We start from the raw sequence: 19,233 nt of genomic DNA on the forward strand, positions 1-19,233 counted from the left end.
CAATAAAAACATCATGCCTAACCGTTTGCTCAGCCTGGCTTATTACCTGCCACAATTCCATGAGATCGAAGAGAATAATCGCTGGTGGGGTGCCGGATTCACCGAGTGGCAACAGCTGAACTCGGCAAAAACCTACTATGACTGGCAACAGATACAAAAACCTGACACGCCATTCGGTGATTACAATCTGCTTGATCCAGCCGTATTCGAGTGGCAGCAATCGATTGCGCAAGCGCATGGCATAGATGGTTTTCTGGTGTTTGATTACTGGTTCGGCCAGGGCAAGAAGTTACTGGAAAAGCCCATGCAAATGGTGCTCGAGCAACAGCTGGATTTCAAATATGCCTTTTGCTGGGCTAATCACACCTGGTTTAACAAGCGCGAAAATATCACCCTGCAATTGCAGCAATACCTGGGCGCTGAAGATTACCGCGCTTATTTTCAGCAATTATTGCCGCATTTTCAGTCTGCCAATTACATCAAAGTAGACGCCAAGCCGGTATTCTCGATTTTCAGCCCCAGGGATATCCCTGATCTGGAAGTGTTTATACAGACGTTTGAACAATGTGCCGTGCAACATGGTTTTCCTGGTATTTACTGGCTGGCCGATAATACCGAGCCGCACCAGCCGTGGAAAAAACATTTCGACGGCTACAATAAATCCGGCACTATCTTCAAATGGCGCAAGCGTGATAATTGGTGGTCTTATATCCGTGAAAAACTGGCGCGCACTTTTCATTGCCAACAGCTGGGGCCTTTCGTCTATAGCTACCAGGGGCTGGTGATAGATAACGACCCGCTGACGCAAGACCCGCACCAGATCCCTATCGTATTTACCGGCTGGGATACCACGCCACGCCATCTGCGCAGGGGGACTATTCTAAAAGGTTTTGATCCGCAGTCTTTTGCGCTGCATCTGGATAATATCTATCTGCAATTAAGCCAGCGCCGTCAGCATTTGCAAACTCAGGTGGTTATCATCAAGTCGTGGAACGAGTGGGCAGAAGGCAATGTGATAGAGCCTGATACTTTATGGGGCAGTGAGTTATTGAATCAGTATTCAAACTTCAGCAAAAGATTTGAAAAATGAAGTATCTTCTAAGATCCAAGATCATCAGCAACCTCATCTTCAAACTGAGGAGATTCAGGTATCAGGCCAGGGATGAACGCTCTGAGCAGACTTTGCTGCTGACTTATTTATGCCCCAACGCCAAAAAAGCCTCGGGCGGCGTCAAGGTGATCTACCGCCATGTTTCGCTGATCAACAACATGCAGATCGCTGCAGTGAAAGCGCAGGTATTCCATCCCAAAGATGTGAATTTCAGATGCGATGCGCCATTTAACAATCTGGCTTTTAAAAACGACTTCATCTTTAATAAACAGCATGAAGTGTTCGTGATCCACGAGATGTGGGCTGCGCGCGAAGCCAGGATAGCGCGTGACAAAGGCATACGCTACATCATACAGGTGCAGGGCGGCTATGATATCTTCCGCAAGGCAGATGTCGCTTCGGTTTACACCGCTTATCAGCATGCAGAACTGATCACCTGCGTCTCGGATGATATTTACGCCTGCCTGGTGTTTCTGTTCCCCGAGTTCGAGCACAAGATCTACCGGCTGCACCTGTCGGTAGAAAGTGATTTATTCAGGCCGGCCGTGCACAAAGAGAATATCATCACCTACATGCCACGCAAGCTGGAGAAGCATTCCAAGCTGGTGATGAATTTTATTGCCGGCAAGCTGCCTGCTTCGTGGAAGATCTTGCCGATACAGAATATGAACCAGCAGGCGGTGGCTGAAACCCTGGGCAAATCCAGGATATTCCTGTCTTTCAGCGAGCTGGAAGGCCTGGGCCTGCCACCGATAGAAGCGGCGCTGGCAGGCAACCTGGTGATAGGCTATACCGGCGAGGCAGGTAAAGAGTATTGGCTGGAAGGGCAGTTTCATGAGGTAAAATGCGGTGATATCCGCAGTTTCTCAGAAATGGTGCTGAGTAAGATAAAAGAGATGGATAGCGGGCATTTTGATTTTAATAAAATAAAACACAATATCACCACGCTACAAGACAAATACTCCCCGGTTAAGGAGCTAGCTGGTTTGCGTGGATTGGTCGATCAACTCAGCAAGGGGTAGCAAGTGCAAACAGCCAGACATCACCTCGACTTAGGCTGCGGCGCCAAGCCGAGAAATCCTTTTTCGTATGAAGTGGTGTGTGGCATAGATCTGGTAGCGCATGCCGATGTCGCGCCAGGCGTAGAGATCAAAACGGCCAACCTGTCTATAGACGCTATCCCTTATCCGGATAACAGCTTTGATGCTGTTTCGGCATTCGACTTTATCGAACATATTCCACGCATACTCAATGGTGGCGAGTACGGCACCCGTTTCCCTTTTATCGAGTTGATGAACGAGATCTGGCGCGTATTAAAAGACGATGGTGTGTTTTATGCATTGACGCCTGCTTATCCCAGCAAGGAAGCTTTTCTCGACCCCACGCATGTGAATTTCATTACCGACGCCACGCATAGCTACTTTTGTGAAGGCCGCTGTTATGGCAGAAACTATGGCTTTACCGGCCTGTTTAAAGCCAAACGCGTGGCCTGGGTTTATCCCAGATTGCATTACCATGCCAATGATGATTTCTCTACCACACTCAAAACCGTTTTCCGCAAACTAAAACTAAAACCGCAGACCCACATCTTATGGGAGCTGCAAGCGATCAAACATGCATAACCACCGTAAACATCTACCTTTATACCTGGCCCTGGCCCTCGCTTTTATCACCTGTTGTCGCATTATTGTGATCCAGCATGGCTGGATCACCAATGACTCCATACTCTACTTTGAAATGGCGCGCCACTTTGCACTGGGTGATCCGCATCCGTTTGAAGGCTATAGCTGGGGCTTTTATCCTGCGCTGATCGCAGGCATACATACCGTCACTGGCCTGGGCTTGCAGGCGATCGCCAACCTGCTGATCGTTATTTTTTTCATGCTGCTGGTGTGGGGGCTGATGCGCATGGTCAGTATCGCCGGTGGTAATGACTGGACACAGTTTTACGCCGTGGTGCTGCTACTCGGCTCAGGCTATATCGTTGGCAATATCCTGCCTATGGCCAGCCGCGACCTCGGTTATTGGGCCATGATGGTGCACGCGGTCAACCAGCTGATCTTGTACTATCAGCAAGGGCGCGGCAAGCATGCCATTTACTGGCAGATCTTCGCACTGCTGGCGACATTGTTCCGCATAGAGGGCGCGGTGCAGTGGCTGGTGCTGCCTATCGCCGGGTTGCTGATCTCTTCGCCAGCTGTGCCGGGTAGGTTGAAACGCCTGCTCGCGCCATATTCGCTGTTGATGCTAGGCGGCCTGGCTGCGCCTTTTGTATTAATGGCCATGCACCTGAGCCTAGAAGACCTGGGCCGCGTCAAAGAACTTTTTACCGGTTTAAAAGATATAGAACTGAATGTCAGCCAGGACCTCGCCCATAGAGTCGCTGTCATGCGTGATGCCGTGATAGGCGAACCATTCCAGGAGTTCGCCTGGTTCACCTTCCTGCTGGCTTATTTCTCCATCACCACGCTAAAGTGCCTGAGCGTGGCAGGCTGGGCGCCGCCATTGCTGGTGCTGGCTGAAAAACACAGCATCAAAAAAAGTATGCAGCCCGTAGCCTATCGGGTGCTGCTGTTCTGGTTGCTGGTGTCGTGGGTGATAGGCTGCCTGATCACCTTCAAGGTCAACCTGCTGTCGGCGCGCTATGTGGCCTTGTTCGGCTTTGTGCTGATTATTTTTGCAAGTTTTGCCGTACATAAGTTATTGCATCAGGCAAAAACCTATATCAAACCGGCAAAAAAGCTATTGCTGGTACTAGCCGCCGTGATCGTCATTGCTGGTTTTATCAGTAACATCAAAGCCAAAGGGGCGGACTTTTATTATGAGATCGATGCCGTCGCCTATGTGAAATCCAGGTTGCCGGCAGGCCAGCAGGCCCTGTACAGCTCGGCCAAACAGCGGTTTTATGCCGGCGTGCCTTATGACGGCAGAAACGATTATGAGTGGGATGCGCTTGAACAGCGTATCGCTGACGGACGCATACGGCAATACAGCTACCTTGTGATCAAGCTGGATGACACGCCGGAGGATCACGCCAGATTAAAAGCCGTGCAGCAGCAACTGCTGGGGTTTGAGCTGGAAAAAACATTTTATGGCCACAAGCGCAAGAAACAATTGCTGGTTTTCAAACGCCTGGCTGAGTAAGCAAGGCATGGCTTAATGAGCAATGCATGGTCGAGTGAGCAACGCTAGGCTGAGTGAGCCATGCGTGCTGAATAAGCTGGGCTTAATGCGGCGGGTGCAGCAGATAATGCTGCATTTTCTTTTTAAGGCAGCTGGCCTGGCAACTGGTCAGCGCTGCCTGTTCAATATAACTATCGACTAATAGCGTCCAGTTAGACTGGCCAAACGGTATATTCATCCTGGCATAGCGGGTCAAATGCCTGAAACTGCGCAAGCGCGTGCCGAACCAGAGCGACCAGGGGTAGATTTTCATATCGGCGATATCTATCAGCCCCAGCTCGCCGGCCGGAGTCAGCACGATATTACCTAAATGCAAGGAGCGGAAGTGCACACCTTTGGCATGCAGTTCGGCAATAAAAGCACCGAGTTGCCTGACGAGCTCAGGTGGCAATTGCTGCTGGTCCAGCAGCTGTTTCAGCGTTTCGCCAGGCAAGGGCGCGTAATGCACGGCAAAGGTATGGCTTAAAGGCGCGGAGGCAGTTTCTGTAGCAGCAGCATCGGTCAGCAGTGGATAGGCTAGCAAGCGCGCATCCTGCACTGCATAGCAGGCGCGTATATGTATGCTGGGCACGCCCAATGCCGCCAGTTTGCCGGCGTGACTGCAAAAGCGTTGTGCGTAGCCATAAATACGCGCCAGGCTGTAGCGATGGCGCAGGCGAAACACTTTCAGGTAATCGCCATCCGGCAGCTGCAATACCTTGATGCCACGCGGGTCACGTTCAATGACGCGCGCATGTTGCAGGTGCCCGGCTGTCAGCAACGGATAAGTCATGCCAGCGGCGCCTGCGCGGCTAAAGAAAGATGCTGTATCACGCGCGCCGGCGGAATCTGTTTCAAACAATTGAGGTGGCCTAGCGGGCACACCCGCTCAAAACAGGGGCTACAGGATAAGCCCAGATATTCAACCACCGCCTGTGGATGCATAGGTGGCGTGTGGCTGGGGTCAGACGAACCATAGATCGCGACCAGTTGTTTATCCAGCGCTGCTGCCACATGCATCAGGCCGGAATCGTTGCTGATCATGGTGTGGCAGGCAGACATCAGGTCTATGGCTTCGCCCAGCCTGGTTTTTCCTGCCAGGTCCACGCAACGGTCCTGTGTGTGTTGCTGTATCTGTGCCGTCACTGGCCGGTCTTTATCAGAGCCGAACAACCATACCTGCCAGCCTTTGCTCAAGGCGGCATTCGCCACCTCGGCATAGTATTCGACCGGCCAGCGTTTGGCTTCGCCATACTCCGCCCCCGGGCACAGACCCAGCACTGGGCCGCTGGCTGGTGCAATACCATGCTGTTGCAGCAAAGATGGGATTTTGCTGCGGTCTGCGACCAGTACCGGCAGTGGCAGTGAGGGCGGCAGCACGGCATTCTTAGCGCGGCCTAGTGCTACAAAACGCTCTACGGTTTTTTTGAGTATGGATTTATCCAGCGGCCGCATGTCGTTGATCAGGCCATAACGCATTTCGCCTTTAAAACCGGTGCGTAGCGGGATATTGGCTGCCCAGGGCAGGATGGCGGATTTCAGGCTGTTGGTCAGCAAGATGGCCTGGGTGTAGCCATGGCTGGCCAACTGTTTGCCAAAGCGGTAGCGCTCGCCTAGGGCCAGGTCGCCATGTTTGAAAGGCAGGGCGATAGACTGCGTCACTTCCGGCATTCTTTCCAGCAGTGGCAAGGTCCAGGCCGGGGCCGCGACATCGATCTGGCAGTCCGGCTGGTCCAGCTTCAGCTGCTTGAACAGGCTTTGCGCCAGCACCATGTCACCCACCCATGATGGGCCCATCACCAGTATCTTGTTCATGCGTGCATTTTTTTGATCAGGTTGCTGGTGCTGCGGCCTTCGACCAGGTCTATGAGGGCTATCTCGCCGCCCCACGACAGTACTTCCTGGCCACCGACCACCTGGTCAGCCGTGTAATCACTGCCTTTGGCGATCACATGCGGGCGTATGGCATTGATCAGCGCCAGCGGCGTATCTTCATCAAACAGGATCACGGCATCGACCGATTCCAGCGCAGCCAGTACTCTGGCCCTGTCATTTTCATTGACCACCGGACGGGTTGGGCCCTTGAGGGCAGAGACTGATCTATCGGTATTCAGGCCCAGCACTAATTTGTCGCCGCGTTTTTTTGCGCCTTCAAGATAGGTGACATGGCCGGCATGCAGCAGATCAAAGCAGCCGTTGGTAAACACGATTCTTTGCCCTTGCTGCTTCCAGGCAGCTACTTTTTGCAGCAGGTCAGGCAGTTCGCTGACTTTATGCGCCTGCATGCTGCCTTGCGCGCTGGCCAGCGCATAGACCAGGTCAGCTTTGGTGATAGGCACAGTACCGACTTTGCCGACCACCACGCCGGCGGCGATATTGGCCAGCGATAAGCTGGCCAGCGGGGTCAGGCCATGGATCAGGCCGGCAGCCAGGGTGGCGATCACGGTATCTCCGGCGCCAGAGACATCAAATACCTGTTTGGCAGTCGCACCCAGATGTTCAATACTTTCAGTGATCAGGCTGATGCCTTCCTCACCACGGGTGACTGCCAGGAAATCCAGCGCCAGGCTGGTTTTCAGGGCGCTGGCTTTTTCTATCAGTGCCGGGTCATTAACCTGGCTGTCGCAGGCTTCAGCGGTTTCTTTCTTGTTCGGCGTCAGCGCGGTCGCGCCCCTGTATTTATGGTAATTGCGCCCTTTGGGGTCTACCAGCACCGGGATCTCCCTGGCACGGCAATAGTGGATCACATGCTGGCAGATGGCTTCTGTCAGCAAGCCTTTGGCGTAGTCCGACAGGATCACCAAAGCCGGTTGCTGCTCCAGCGCCGCCTGTATCGCCGTGGTCACATGGCTGGCTTCGCTGGCGGTCAGTTCACTGGTGACCTCCTGGTCCAGCCGCATCATTTGCTGATGCCCGCCCAGGATGCGGGTTTTGGCGATGGTAGGGCGGGTGGCGGTGCTGATCATGGCTTGCGTATCTATACCATGGCTGTGCATGGCGTTTAGTAATAATGAAGCTTCATTATCTTCGCCTATCAGGCCTATCATGCGTGTGTGTATGCCAAGTAAAGCCAGGTTGGCAGCCACATTGGCGGCGCCGCCTGCGCAATGCTGTTCTGATTTGATCAGCAACACCGGCACCGGCGCTTCTGGCGAGATGCGGTTCACATCGCCTATCAGGTAGCGATCCAGCATCACATCGCCTATGACCAGCACATGCTGCGGGGTGTCACCAAAGTGCTGCACCAGTGCGGCCAGGCTGCTGTTTGTTTGCGTGGCAGTCATCAGGATTCCAGGATCTCGCACAGGCTGTGGCCTATGAATATGTGGGCTTCCTGGATACGCGCCGTCACATTCGAGGGCACGACGATATTGTATCTGCACAGGTCATTCAGTTTGCCGCCACTGCCGCCGGTCAGGCCTACAGTGGTCGCGCCTATCTGGTTGGCTGCTTCTATCGCTCTCACTACATTGGCACTGTTGCCGCTGGTGGTGAGGCCTATCAGCATATCTTCTGCGCGACACAAGGCTTCGACCTGGCGCGCAAAAATATAATCATAGCCGTAATCATTGCCGACCGAAGTCAGGATGGAGGTATCGGTAGTGAGCGCGATAGACGGCAGGCCTTTGCGCTCTTTCTTGAAACGGCCGACGATCTCAGCCGCAATGTGCTGGCTATCTGCCGCGCTACCACCATTACCGCATAGCAGGATCTTGCCACCGCGCTGGATACAGTCACGCATGGCGTTACCGACTTCACTGATCAGCGGGAATGTGGTTTTTAACGCCTCGAACATGGCCATATGCGCTGCATGCTCGCCTTCGAGGTATTCAACATAGCTCATGATGTCGCCCTTAAATCAGTGATTGTGTACGCATCAAATGCGGGCAATCGAATGAAATTGCAAGTAGAGTAAACACGCATGGCTAGCAATACGCGTCTTCTTGCATTAAATAATTCTGTACATAATCTTTCACGCCTTCTTCGAGGCTGGTGAAAGGTTTTTTGTAGCCGGCCTGGCGCAGTTTCTGCATCTCGGCCTGGGTGAAATACTGGTATTTGCCCTGCAAGTCCTGCGGCATGTCTATGTAGGTGATATCCGGTTCGCGCGCCATGCTGGTCATCACATTGGTCGCCAGGTCTTTAAAGCTGCGTGCCTGGCCGGTGCCTATATTGTAAATGGCGCTGGCTGCCGGTTTCTGCTTGAGCGCCGCTTCCAGGAAAAAGCCCATCACATCGGCCACATCTTTGACGTAGACGAAATCGCGCAACTGCATGCCATCGGCTATGCCAGGTTTGGTGCCCTTGAACAGGCGCATGGTGCCGGTCTCGCTGAACTGGTTAAAGGTGTGCAAAGCGACACTGGCCATGCGCTCTTTGTGGTATTCGTTAGGGCCATACACATTAAAGAATTTGAAACCGGCCCAGGCAGGTGGCGCTGGCTGCTTCTGTTTCACCTGCTCCAGCACCCACTGGTCAAAGAAATGCTTGGAATAGCCATAGCCGTTGAGCGGGCGTAAGCCTTCTATGCTGGCATCATCATAGCCATGTTCACCGGCACCGTAAGTGGCGGCTGAGCTGGCGTAAAAGAAAGGCACTTCATATTCGGCACACCAGGACCATAAGTCCTGCGAGTAATGCATATTGTCTGCGACCAGCTTGTTGAAGTCGCGTTCGGTGGTGGCGCTGATGGCGCCCATATGGATCACCGCAGTCACATCGTCGTTATCTTCGAGAAAGTCGAACAGCTGGTCTTTATCCAGATACTCGGCATAATGCCTGTGCACCAGGTTCTGCCACTGGTTTTCATGGGTGATACGGTCAACAATGATAATGTCCTGTCTGCCCAGCTTGGTATTCAAGTGCCAGGCCATCATAGAACCTATCATGCCTGCGCCACCGGTAATCACTATCATAAATGCTTGTCAGACGATGTACTTTGCATCAGGGTGTCAGGCCAGTACACGCGTTCGCCTTGTTGAGGTTGAGATAGCCGGCATTATAAACCCTTATTGCCGGGCTCCCAATGCCTGCACGCGGCAGAATTACGGGCTGGCCGCTTTGGTTTCGCCAGCCTCATCCGCTATCCAGCCTTGCAGATGTTGCAGTGCGATCACCCGCATGGCGTCTATCCAGGCCGGGTCGTCATTCAGTGCCGGGATATAGTGGTAATCACCGCCGCCGGCCGACTGGAACAGATGTTTGCCTTCCATGGCGATCTCTTCCAGCGTCTCCAGGCAGTCGCTGCTAAAGCCGGGGCAGACCACGTCTATGCGATTGAGTTTTTGTTTGCCCAGTGACTCCAGCGTGGTTGCCAGATAAGGTTGCAACCATTCCTGGCGACCAAAGCGCGACTGGAAGGCGATCTCGTACTGGTTGGGAGCAAGATCCAACGACTGCGCCAGCAAACGACCGCTTTCCAGGCATTGATAATAATAGGGGTCGCCTTTTTGCAGGTGAAACTTGGGCACGCCGTGAAAACTCATCACCAGTTTTTCCGGTTGGCCGTGCTGCTGCCAGTAGGCCTTGATCTTGCTGGTCAATGCCTGGATATATTGAGGATGGTCGTGGTAATCCCTGATCGTGCGTATGGCCGGCACATTGCGGGTTTTCAGTAATACCCGCCAGACTGCATCCAGCGCGGCAGCCGTGCTGCTGGCCGCATATTGCGGATACAGCGGAAACACCAGGATACGGTCACACTGCTGTGCTTTGAGTGATGCGATGGCGCGTTTGATCGCCGGTTCGCCATAGGTCATACCTGATTCCACTACACACAGGCCAGGCAGGGCAGCTGCCAGTTGCGCCTCGAATAATACTTTCTGCCGCTGCGCGTACACCATCAGCGGTGAACCTTCGCTGGTCCATATGCTGGCGTATTTTTCTGCCGACTTTGCCGGGCGTATGACCAGGATAATAAAGTGCAGTATCCAGCACCAGATAAAGCGTGGGATCTCCACCACGCGCCTATCCATCAAGAACTTTTGTAAATAGGGGCGCAAGGCGCGCGCTGTCGGTGCCTGCGGCGTACCAAGGTTGGCCAATAAAATACCCACTTTAGCTGGGCGGTCAGGGGTTTGCTGCGGTTCGGGGTTGTAATAAGCCATACAGGTATTTTAAGCGATTCGGGCCAGCTTAGCTAAGGAGACTTGCATTGCTGGATAATATTGCAGACTGCCGCCCCAAAAAAATCCCCGCCTGGGCGGGGATGCAAATTCAACTTTTAAAGCAAAGTGCTTAAACTGTCTCGCGCACTTTTTTACGTGCGATCACGCCTATCAGGCCAAGACCGGCCAGCATCAAAGCGTAGCTGCCAGGTTCAGGAACCAGTGTGGTAGTGATGGTGCCGTTGTAACCGGCACTGGCACCTACAGTGCTACCGACTACGTGCAGGAAAAAATCACCATATTGTACGCTTTCCAAAAAACCGAAAGCTATTTTAGGGCTGCCATTCAACACAGACCCGGTCGCTATCAGGTTTTTGTCTGCATCTAGCAAGTTAAATGAGGTGAAGGTGAAATTGGTGCCACTAGAGCCGGAGATGCTGGCGAGAATAGTTTGCTGGCCTTCAGTACTGAATCTGATGTAGTCATCAAAGCTGGTATCACCAGAAAATGAACTGCTGAACTGGTAACCATCGCCAGAAGGTGTGGCGTCATAAGTGGCAGCATAAGCACTGTTTAAAATGGTGCTTAAACCCAGGGCAAGCATTAACAAAGGTTTCTTCATACTAAACTCCTTAAAAAAGTTAAAAAAAAATTGGAAAACTAATTTATTGAGCGCTAGCTCGACCATCAGGTGGGCTAGACGTGAGATACACAGGGCTTATTTTTTGTTGATCTGGTTGCCAACCACACCGCCAACGGCTGCACCACCTACCGTACCTACGGCACTACCACCAGTGAGTATTGCGCCACCGACTGCACCTATACCGGCGCCCAGCGCTGTACTTTTGCCGCGTGAACTCATGGAACCACAGCCAGAAGTGCTCAATAAGGTCACCAGTAAAATGGACCATATCAAGGGTTTATGATTTTTCATCTGGCCACCTCTATTCGTATGCGAATTGAATATGGGTGGATTATGGGAATTTAGCGGGCGGGGGCGTAGAGGGCTAAAGCTGATTGTCTTGTCGGATAATTCAGACATTCAGGAAAGAAATGTAAAGATATTGAAAGGATTGATTGCAAAGACTAGTTATTGATTGGAAAGCGCATTTGACAGCAGTTTTGCCGTGATATCGACGATAGGGATGATACGCTCGTAAGCCATGCGCGTAGGGCCTATCACGCCCAAAGTGCCCACCACCTGCCCATCCGCCTCGTAGGGGGCGGTGATCAGGCTGCATTCATCCAGTGGCAGGTAACCGCTTTCGCCGCCTATAAAGATCTGAATACCATCAGCGCGCTGGCTGTGGTCCAGCAATTGCATAAGTGCGGTGCGGCGCTCAAAGATCTCGAACAGTTTGCGCAGGCTGGTGACATTGGTAGACAGCTCATCCACTTGCAACAGGTTGCGCTCGCCAGAGATCACCACAGTTTCCTTGGCGGATTGCTCGGGCTGGCCGGCGGCATCCAGCGCGGCTGACATCAGCCGGTTGATATCGGCCTGCACCTGCTGTAACTCCTGCTTTAACTTATGCTGCAGCTCATCCAGGGTCAAGCCCTGGCAATGGCTGTTGACATAGTTGCTGGCGGCGATCAGTTCACTGCTGCTAAAGGCTTTTTCCGCCATCAGAATGCGGTTTTGTACCTGCCCGTCTTCGGTCACCAGGATCACCAGGATCTTTTTTTCACTCAGATGCAGGAATTCCATATGCTTGAGCACATTGCGCGAGCGCTTGGGCGTCATCACCAGCCCGGCAAACTGGGTCAGTTGTGACAGCATATCTGCAGCGCTATTGATCAACTCTTGCTGGTTGGGTGAGGACAAGCCGGTTTTAAGTTGCGCCACGGCACGGTTATCCAGAGGTTGTACCGTCATCAAAGAATCGACGAACAGACGGTAGCCTTTTTTGGTGGGGATACGGCCGGAGGAGGTATGCGGGCTGGCAATAAAGCCCAATTGTTCCAGGTCGCTCATGACATTGCGTATGGTGGCCGGGCTCACATCCAGGCCGGAATGTTGCAGCAGGGTGCGTGAGCCTATCGGTTGACCAGCGCTGATGTAATGCTCGACCAGGGTTTTCAGTAAAATTTGTGCGCGTTTATCCACTTTTTACAGCCTTGTTAACGTAAGGGGATTTTGCCCGATTTATGCTCAGGATAACAGCCCCCTGTGCTTTTCAGTTCAGGGCTTCTGTGCTTTAATGCGCGCATGCTTCCTTACTTTCGCTCGGTTGCCATTGTCGGCAAATACATGGATGACTCGGCTCTGCAAAACATGCGTGATGACCTGACGCATCTGGTGCAGTATCTGCAGTCACAGGAGTTGCATGTATGCGTAGAAGAGCAGACCGCACGCTTTATCAGGCATGAAGGCTTTGAACTGGCCAGCCTGGAAAACATAGGCCATAAAGCGGATCTGGTGGTAGTCATGGGGGGCGATGGTACCATGCTTAGCGTGGCCAGGGCCTTGCGTGACAGCAATGTCTGCCTGATAGGCATCAACCGTGGCCGGCTGGGTTTTCTGACTGACTTGCAAACCGACAATATGCTGGGCGAGCTTGAAAAGATCCTGCAGGGTGAATACCAGCTTGAATCGCGCATGTTGCTGCAATCGGCAGTTTCGCGCGCGCAGAGTCAGTTGTGGCAGTCGGTGGCCATGAACGATGTGGTGATCAAGAGCGCGTTTCGCCTGATAGAGCTGGAAGTGCATGTGGACGGTAAATTCGTTTCGCGCCAGCGTGCCGATGGCCTGATCCTCGCTACGCCGACCGGCACCACTGCTTATGGTCTCTCGGCGGGCGGGCCTATCATGCACCCCGACCTGCACGCGATCTCCATCGTGCCTATCAGCCCGCATACCTTGAGCTACCGGCCTATCACGGTGCCGGCTGACAGTGTGATAGAGGTGATCATAGTCAACGCTGCCGATGCCCAGATCAGTTTTGACGGCCAGGGCCAGCATGCGCTGAGTGAGGGCGATCATATCCGCATCGCGCGCGGCGAGCAGGAGATCCAGTTGCTACACCCAAAAACTTACTGTTATTTTGATATGTTACGTAACAAACTAAACTGGGGCTAAAGCCAGTCTTTAAACAACACTATGTTACAAGCCCTTTCTATTCGTGATTTTGTCATTGTTGAGTCGCTGGAACTGGAGTTCTCGGCCGGCTATACCACATTAACCGGCGAAACCGGTGCCGGTAAATCCATACTGATAGACGCACTTTCGCTGAGCCTGGGCGCACGCAACGAAGGTGATGTCACGCGCAAAGGCCATGAAAAAGCCGAGATCGCCACCACTTTTGCAATTGCCCACAACCAGGCCGCGCGCGACTGGCTGCAGGCGCAAGAGATGGATGTCGATGACACCCTGGTGTTGCGCCGGGTCATCTATGCCGATGGCCGCAGCCGCGCGTTTATCAACGGTGCTTCGGCCACTGTGGGCCAGCTTCGTGAGATAGGCGAAACCCTGATCGATATCTATAGCCAGAACGCCCATCATTCTTTACTCAAGATCGCTACCCAGCGTGAGATCCTGGACGCCTATGCGCAGGCCAGCCCGCTGGCAAAGCAGGTCAGTCAATTATATAAAGACTGGTCGCAATTGCAGCAGCAGCAAACAGCCTATGAAAAAAATGCCAGCCAGTTCGCCGATGAGCTGGCAGAACTGCGCGACAGTAGCCGCGAGTTGAAACAACTGGCGTTCTCTGAACAGGAATGGCAAGCGCTGCAACAGGAGCATGTACGCCTGAGTAACGGCGCCAGCTTGCTCAGCGGTATGGAAACCTGTTTGCAACTGATGAGCGAGAACAGTGAAGTCAATGCGCTGGAGATGCTGTCGCAGGTGCAGGGCAAGCTGGCTGAACTGCAATCTATGGATGCCGGTTTGCAAACCATTGCCGAAACACTGGATTCTGCCGTGATACAGCTGGAAGAATCCAGCCGTGCACTCAACCGTTATCTGCAGAAAAGTGAACTGGACCCGGAAAGACTGGCGGAAGTAGACGCGCGCATACAGGCCATTCACGGCGCGGCGCGCAAGTATAGAGCCAAGCCGGAAGAGTTGCCCGAGCTGTTGGCGCAACAATCGGCACGTATGCAGGAGCTGGAAGCTTACGCAGATGACGGTGCCTTGGCCAAAAAAGTGAGTGCGGCCTGGCTTGCCTATCAGCAGGGAGCGACCCAGCTCTCCGGCCTGCGCCAGCAGGCCGCCACGCAACTGGCACGTATCATCACTGCAGAAATGCAGACACTGTCACTCAAGGGCGGGCAGTTCGCGATCTCGCTGACGCCGGGTGACGCTGCGGCCCATGGCCTGGAGCAGGTGGAGTTCCTGGTGGCTGGTCATGCCGGGGTAGAGCCGCGGCCACTGAATAAAGTCGCTTCCGGCGGCGAATTGTCACGCATCAGCCTGGCCTTGCAAGTCACCACGGCTGCCCTGGGCAGTGTGCCGTGCATGATCTTTGACGAGGTCGATGTCGGTATAGGGGGTGCAGTGGCTGAAGTGGTAGGCCGTTTGCTGAATCAATTGGGCCAGCAACGCCAGGTGCTGGTGATCACCCACCTGGCCCAGGTGGCAGCACAGGCGCAGCAACATTTGCAAGTGAGCAAGTCTGAAGCTAACGGTGCAACACTGAGCCGGATTCGTGGCCTGAGTGTGGATGAGCGTATTGAAGAGATCTCACGCATGATAGGTGGTTTGCAGATCACCGAAGCCACCCGCAATCACGCGCGTGAGATGCTCAAGCAGGCGACGCACTCTTGAACAACAGCACCGATTCACTGGCGCTGGCAAACGCACCCGCGCTAGCTACCATTATCATCTACGCGCGGGATATCCCTAAAACGGTGGCTTTTTACCGCGACTATTTTGGCTTTGAGACTACAGGCGAAAGTATAGAAGGCCTGGTCGAGTTAAATGCCAGGCATGGTGGTGCGAGTATCCTTGTGCATCAGGCCGCCAAGTCAGTCAAACTGGGGCAGGTGGGCGTCAAACTTTCTTTTACTGTGCAGGATGTTGAGCAGTTCGTGCAGGCCGCGCAAGCGCAAGGCCTGGCATTCGGCGCTATCCATCAGGCGCATGGCTACCAGTTCGCCAATGCCAAAGACCCTGATCACAATTCTATCAGCATCTCCAGCCGCGCTTTCAGGGCCAAGCCTGCGGTTTAATCTCTAAACTGTTTATTCTCTGAACTTCAGCAACACTGACCATTTTTCCAGTTTCTGTGCATAGGTAATACCGGCATTGGCCGGGCTGGTAGAAGGCAGGGTAATGGTGGTGAGCGGCTGCTGCAGCAGTATATGTTTGTTGAACAGGCTGGCGGCGGCATTGCCGTTGAAAGCGATCAGTTTGATGGATGAATGTAGTGCCAGCAAGCCGTTGATATCATTGGCGATCACGCTGTTGCGGGTGATGGCACTGTCCAGGCTACCGGGACGGTAAGCCGAGTGGCAGACATCCCAGATCGCCAGTCTGGCGGCTTGCACCTGCTGGCAGCGCCTTGCATATTCGGCATCGGCCGGGATAGCAAACAACGCTTGCAGTATGCGCCAGAAGGCATTCTGTTTGTGCGCGTAATATTGTTGCTGGTCGAGGGAGGCTATGCCGGGTAATGAGCCGAGGATCAGTATCTCGGGCGCTAAGCCTAAAATGGGCGGGAAACCGACTGAGGGCAGCGGTTCAGTGCTAATGAGTTCAGAGAAATCTGTGCCCAAGTGTTTGCCCATATCTATGAATCGTTGAGCGGCAGATAAAGTGTGTCAGCACCTGGTGCTGTGCTGACTACTAGTGCAGTGCTGACTGAAAGTGCAACGATTATTCGTTACAAGGCTGGTCTTTACAGACGCCATAAATGGTCAGTGAATGGTCCTGCATGGTAAAGCCATATTTCTCTGCAGCATTCTTCTGGCGTTTTTCGATCTCATCGTCGTAAAACTCTTCTACGCGGCCGCATTTGATACAGACGATATGGTCATGGTGGCTGCCTTCATTCAACTCAAATACCGCCTTGCCACTTTCAAAGTGGTGGCGCACCAGCAAACCGGCTTGTTCAAATTGTGTCAGCACGCGATAAACAGTCGCCAGGCCTACATCTTCGCCATTACCTATCATGACTTTATAAATATCTTCAGCTGACAAATGACGCTGCTCACTGCGCTCGAATAATTCGAGGATTTTCAAGCGTGGCAGTGTGGCTTTCAGACCGGCATTTTTGAGATCTTTTGAGTCATGCATAGTGTTTTGTCCATTGTTATGTAGTCCAGCATATTTGATTGCGAAACTACGTGGTATATTAATGATTGTTTTCAATATACCGATTATAAAGTGAATCCAATGCGTAATTCTATTTTTTTTGTGTTGGTTGTTGCGTCGCTGGGGAGCGGGTGTGGCGCAAAGCTTCCATCCATGAAGCCTTTCAAAATGGAAGTGCAACAGGGCAATGTGGTGACTTCCAAAATGTTACTGCAACTGCGTCCAGGCATGACACGCACCCAGGTGCGCTACATCATGGGGACACCACTGATTGTAGATAGTTTCCGCGATAATCGCTGGGATTATTTTTACGAACTGCGCAAACAGGGCTCGGTGGTTGAAAAGCGCAGGGTGATACTCGATTTTGATAAAGACAGCCTGGTGGCGGTACGTGGGGACGTGATCCCATCCGCAGAAAATCCTGAGATCAAGACCATTGCTGAAACACCCAAGCAAAAACTCGCAGAAGACAAAGATGAAAGCTGGTCGGATAAGCTGAAATTCTGGAAAAGCGATGAAGCCGCCAGTAGCGGCGCAGCCGTCGCAGCGACAGGTGCAGGCGTAGCTGCCAGTGCCACCGAGCAGAAGAATGCCGAGGCAGCAGTTGCAACACCTGCTGCAACGGCACCAGCAACAGACGCTCAAACTGCCACAGCCACTGCACCAGCCAGTGCCGAGGCGGAAAAACCACAAGTCACTGCACCAGTTGCTGAACCAGCAACAGTCTCAGCAGCCCCGCAAGCTGTCGCAGCCGCTGATAACGAAGTCGTACCTTATATCCCTGAAGGCGAATATAGCGGTGCACCTAGCCCGCAGGAGATGGCAAAAGCTAATCCGGATGCCAGCGCTAACCAGGTGACAGAAGCGAATACCCAGGCGGTGAACGAAAAAACCCTGGCTGCCAGTACCGCTGAAAGCGTAGAACCGCCGCCGGTTTTTCAGGCCGAAGCCGTGGCAGCGCCTGCGCCAGTGGCTGAACCTGAGCCGGTGTTGCCGCCAGCAGTGAGCACACCTGCCCCTGCTGCTCCGGCTGCTCCAGCTGCAAAAACCGCTGCACCAGCCGCGAAGAGTGTACTGGCTCCTATGAAACCAGCAGCTGCACCAGCACTGGTTGCCGCTACTGCCACGGCTGCCGCTGCTAAGACAGCGCCATCCAAGCCAGTAGCCGCTAACAAGACGCAAGAAACTAAACCTGTCGCAGCTAAACCTGCCACTACGGCAGCCGCCGCGACCAAAGCAACCGGCATCACCATCATCAAAACCAAAGACCCGGCTCTGCTGGACGATGATGAGGTGGTTCCCTTTATTGCTGAGGGTGAATATGTCGAGCCTGTGATCCCTAGCGAAGGCGAGATGGTCAAAGGCAATATGGCTGAAGCAAATGCGCCTGCCGTCGATGCTGAAGCACGTCAGGTCACCGCAAAAGGCGTTGCACCCAAGGAAGCTGAAGCAGCAGAGCCTGCCCCTACCTTTATTGCCGAACAATTGCCTGAACCTGAGCCCGAGCCCGAGCTGCCCCTACCACCACCCGTGAAACCAGTGGCTAAAGCGGTGACGCCAGCTGCGAATGCAGGCGCATTGGTCGCGACAGAAAACAAACCGGCTGCGGTGTTAAAGCCTGTCGCGCCGCAAGCCGATCTATTGCCAGCGGCTGAAACAGCGCCGCAGGTAGCAGCAACTAGCGATGCAGGTGTCAACCAGTCGGTCGCTGCCTGGGCGCAAGCCTGGCGTAGCAAAGACGTGAATGCCTATTTTGCCGCCTATGCCCCAGAGTTTGTGCCTGAAGGTGTGCCCAGCAGAAAAACCTGGGAAGCACAGCGCAAGCAGCGCCTGTCAGCCAAGCAAGGCGAGATCACACTGGTGCTGAATAATCTGCAGGTGCAGCGTGATGGCGGTGAGGCCGTGGTCCAGTTTGAACAGAAATATGCGGCCAAAGCCTACAAAGATGAATTGTTGAAAACCCTGGAACTGCGTTATGAACCGGCTCAAAAACGCTGGTTGATCACGCATGAACGCACTGCGCCTTTAGGCTCGGCCGCGCTGCCGGCAGTGGTGGCGTTGCCTAATAAAGCGGCAGTGGCTGCTCCTGCGGCTTCAGAAGCCAAGGTACAGATCCCGGTTGAAGCTGACCCTAGCGTGGAGTCTGCCATTGAAGGCTGGGCCCAAGCCTGGCGCAGCAAGAATATCAACGCTTATCTGGCAGCCTATTCGCCAGAATTCGTGCCTGAGGACTTGCCGAACAAGCGAGCCTGGGAAGCACAGCGTAAAAAGCGCCTGTCACCCAGCCAGGGCAATATCAGCCTGGAGATCGATGCGGTGAATGTGACGCGTGACGGCGATAATGCGGTCGCCACCTTTACCCAGAAATATGCGGCGAAGGCTTACCGTGATGTGATGGTCAAGAAATTGCAGCTGAAACTGGACCCGGCTACGCACAACTGGCTGATCGTGCGGGAAACTGCCACTACCGCCACAGACCTGCCAGCGGCCAAGCAGCAGCTGACTACGCCTGCGGCGGCCGATGAGGCCAGCCCTGAGTCATCAGAGGCGGCACCGGAACAAATCGGGTTTTAATCAACCTGGCCAACAAGAATTAGAGT

19 protein-coding genes are annotated in these 19,233 nt (G+C 53.6%); 8 read left to right on the forward strand and 11 right to left on the reverse strand.

The window, feature by feature from the left end; genetic code table 11:
• The first annotated feature begins 13 nt into the window (after window positions 1–13).
• Genes ACFQ1Z_RS01065 through ACFQ1Z_RS01080 form a run of 4 tightly spaced genes read left to right on the forward strand, consistent with a single transcriptional unit; the run spans window position 14 to window position 4,255 of the window.
• Entirely contained in the window at window positions 14–1,090 is a 1,077-nt protein-coding gene (locus tag ACFQ1Z_RS01065; protein ID WP_379054767.1) for a glycosyltransferase WbsX family protein, read from the forward strand.
• Window positions 1,087–2,133: a hypothetical protein gene (locus tag ACFQ1Z_RS01070; protein ID WP_379054769.1), complete on the forward strand. Its 1,047-nt coding sequence runs from the start codon at window positions 1,087–1,089 to the stop codon at window positions 2,131–2,133. The genes ACFQ1Z_RS01065 and ACFQ1Z_RS01070 overlap by 4 nt, the downstream gene beginning before the upstream one ends.
• 3 nt (window positions 2,134–2,136) lie before the next feature.
• Window positions 2,137–2,733, forward strand: a complete 597-nt coding sequence (locus ACFQ1Z_RS01075) for a methyltransferase domain-containing protein (RefSeq protein ID WP_379054771.1) — start codon at window positions 2,137–2,139, stop codon at window positions 2,731–2,733.
• A complete protein-coding gene (locus ACFQ1Z_RS01080) occupies window positions 2,726–4,255 on the forward strand; it encodes a hypothetical protein (RefSeq protein ID WP_379054773.1) in 1,530 nt (509 codons plus the stop codon). Before ACFQ1Z_RS01075 ends, ACFQ1Z_RS01080 begins: the two co-directional genes overlap by 8 nt.
• A gap of 82 nt (window positions 4,256–4,337) precedes the next feature.
• Here the strand turns inward: ACFQ1Z_RS01080 and ACFQ1Z_RS01085 are convergent, their stop codons facing one another.
• The 9 genes from ACFQ1Z_RS01085 to hrcA form a co-directional block, all read right to left on the reverse strand.
• Complete coding sequence (locus tag ACFQ1Z_RS01085) at window positions 4,338–5,066, reverse strand: toluene tolerance protein (RefSeq protein WP_379054775.1); 729 nt, start codon at window positions 5,064–5,066, stop codon at window positions 4,338–4,340.
• Window positions 5,063–6,088 carry a lipopolysaccharide heptosyltransferase II gene (gene waaF / locus ACFQ1Z_RS01090; RefSeq protein WP_379054777.1) on the reverse strand — a complete coding sequence of 342 codons (1,026 nt, stop codon included), beginning with the start codon at window positions 6,086–6,088 and terminating at the stop codon, window positions 5,063–5,065. The genes ACFQ1Z_RS01085 and waaF overlap by 4 nt, the downstream gene beginning before the upstream one ends.
• Window positions 6,085–7,557 carry a D-glycero-beta-D-manno-heptose-7-phosphate kinase gene (rfaE1, locus tag ACFQ1Z_RS01095; protein WP_379054779.1) on the reverse strand — a complete coding sequence of 491 codons (1,473 nt, stop codon included), beginning with the start codon at window positions 7,555–7,557 and terminating at the stop codon, window positions 6,085–6,087. Before rfaE1 ends, waaF begins: the two co-directional genes overlap by 4 nt.
• A complete protein-coding gene (locus ACFQ1Z_RS01100; RefSeq protein WP_379054781.1) occupies window positions 7,557–8,117 on the reverse strand; it encodes a D-sedoheptulose 7-phosphate isomerase in 561 nt (186 codons plus the stop codon). The genes rfaE1 and ACFQ1Z_RS01100 overlap by 1 nt, the downstream gene beginning before the upstream one ends.
• Before the next feature lie 82 nt (window positions 8,118–8,199).
• Window positions 8,200–9,189, reverse strand: coding sequence for an ADP-glyceromanno-heptose 6-epimerase (gene rfaD / locus ACFQ1Z_RS01105; RefSeq protein ID WP_379054783.1), 990 nt, complete (start codon window positions 9,187–9,189; stop codon window positions 8,200–8,202).
• A gap of 129 nt (window positions 9,190–9,318) precedes the next feature.
• Complete coding sequence (gene hemH / locus ACFQ1Z_RS01110; protein ID WP_379054785.1) at window positions 9,319–10,380, reverse strand: ferrochelatase; 1,062 nt, start codon at window positions 10,378–10,380, stop codon at window positions 9,319–9,321.
• Between the two features lie 130 nt (window positions 10,381–10,510).
• A complete protein-coding gene (locus tag ACFQ1Z_RS01115) occupies window positions 10,511–11,002 on the reverse strand; it encodes an FxDxF family PEP-CTERM protein (protein WP_379054787.1) in 492 nt (163 codons plus the stop codon).
• Between the two features lie 96 nt (window positions 11,003–11,098).
• Window positions 11,099–11,314 (reverse strand): osmotically-inducible lipoprotein B, encoded by a 216-nt coding sequence (locus tag ACFQ1Z_RS01120; protein WP_379054789.1) that lies wholly within the window; start codon window positions 11,312–11,314, stop codon window positions 11,099–11,101.
• A gap of 156 nt (window positions 11,315–11,470) precedes the next feature.
• Complete coding sequence (gene hrcA / locus ACFQ1Z_RS01125; RefSeq protein ID WP_379054791.1) at window positions 11,471–12,487, reverse strand: heat-inducible transcriptional repressor HrcA; 1,017 nt, start codon at window positions 12,485–12,487, stop codon at window positions 11,471–11,473.
• 102 nt (window positions 12,488–12,589) lie between these two features.
• On the opposite strand from hrcA, the gene ACFQ1Z_RS01130 reads away from it, so the two are divergent.
• Genes ACFQ1Z_RS01130 through ACFQ1Z_RS01140 form a run of 3 tightly spaced genes read left to right on the forward strand, consistent with a single transcriptional unit; the run spans window position 12,590 to window position 15,549 of the window.
• A complete protein-coding gene (locus ACFQ1Z_RS01130; protein WP_379054793.1) occupies window positions 12,590–13,459 on the forward strand; it encodes an NAD(+) kinase in 870 nt (289 codons plus the stop codon).
• Between the two features lie 21 nt (window positions 13,460–13,480).
• Window positions 13,481–15,145 carry a DNA repair protein RecN gene (gene recN / locus ACFQ1Z_RS01135; RefSeq protein WP_379054795.1) on the forward strand — a complete coding sequence of 555 codons (1,665 nt, stop codon included), beginning with the start codon at window positions 13,481–13,483 and terminating at the stop codon, window positions 15,143–15,145.
• Window positions 15,142–15,549, forward strand: coding sequence for a VOC family protein (locus tag ACFQ1Z_RS01140; protein WP_379054797.1), 408 nt, complete (start codon window positions 15,142–15,144; stop codon window positions 15,547–15,549). The genes recN and ACFQ1Z_RS01140 overlap by 4 nt, the downstream gene beginning before the upstream one ends.
• 12 nt (window positions 15,550–15,561) lie before the next feature.
• On the opposite strand, the gene ACFQ1Z_RS01145 is transcribed toward ACFQ1Z_RS01140, so the two are convergent.
• Window positions 15,562–16,107 (reverse strand): DNA-deoxyinosine glycosylase, encoded by a 546-nt coding sequence (locus ACFQ1Z_RS01145; RefSeq protein WP_379054799.1) that lies wholly within the window; start codon window positions 16,105–16,107, stop codon window positions 15,562–15,564.
• Between the two features lie 88 nt (window positions 16,108–16,195).
• Window positions 16,196–16,615, reverse strand: coding sequence for a ferric iron uptake transcriptional regulator (gene fur / locus ACFQ1Z_RS01150; protein ID WP_379054801.1), 420 nt, complete (start codon window positions 16,613–16,615; stop codon window positions 16,196–16,198).
• 171 nt (window positions 16,616–16,786) lie between these two features.
• Here fur and ACFQ1Z_RS01155 point away from each other — a divergent pair, with 171 nt between their 5' ends.
• Entirely contained in the window at window positions 16,787–19,207 is a 2,421-nt protein-coding gene (locus ACFQ1Z_RS01155) for a L,D-transpeptidase Cds6 family protein (RefSeq protein WP_379054803.1), read from the forward strand.
• Window positions 19,208–19,233 lie beyond the last annotated feature (26 nt).

It is taken from the genome of Methylophilus luteus, assembly GCF_042676265.1.
GTDB classification, from domain to species: Bacteria; Pseudomonadota; Gammaproteobacteria; order Burkholderiales; family Methylophilaceae; genus Methylophilus; species Methylophilus luteus.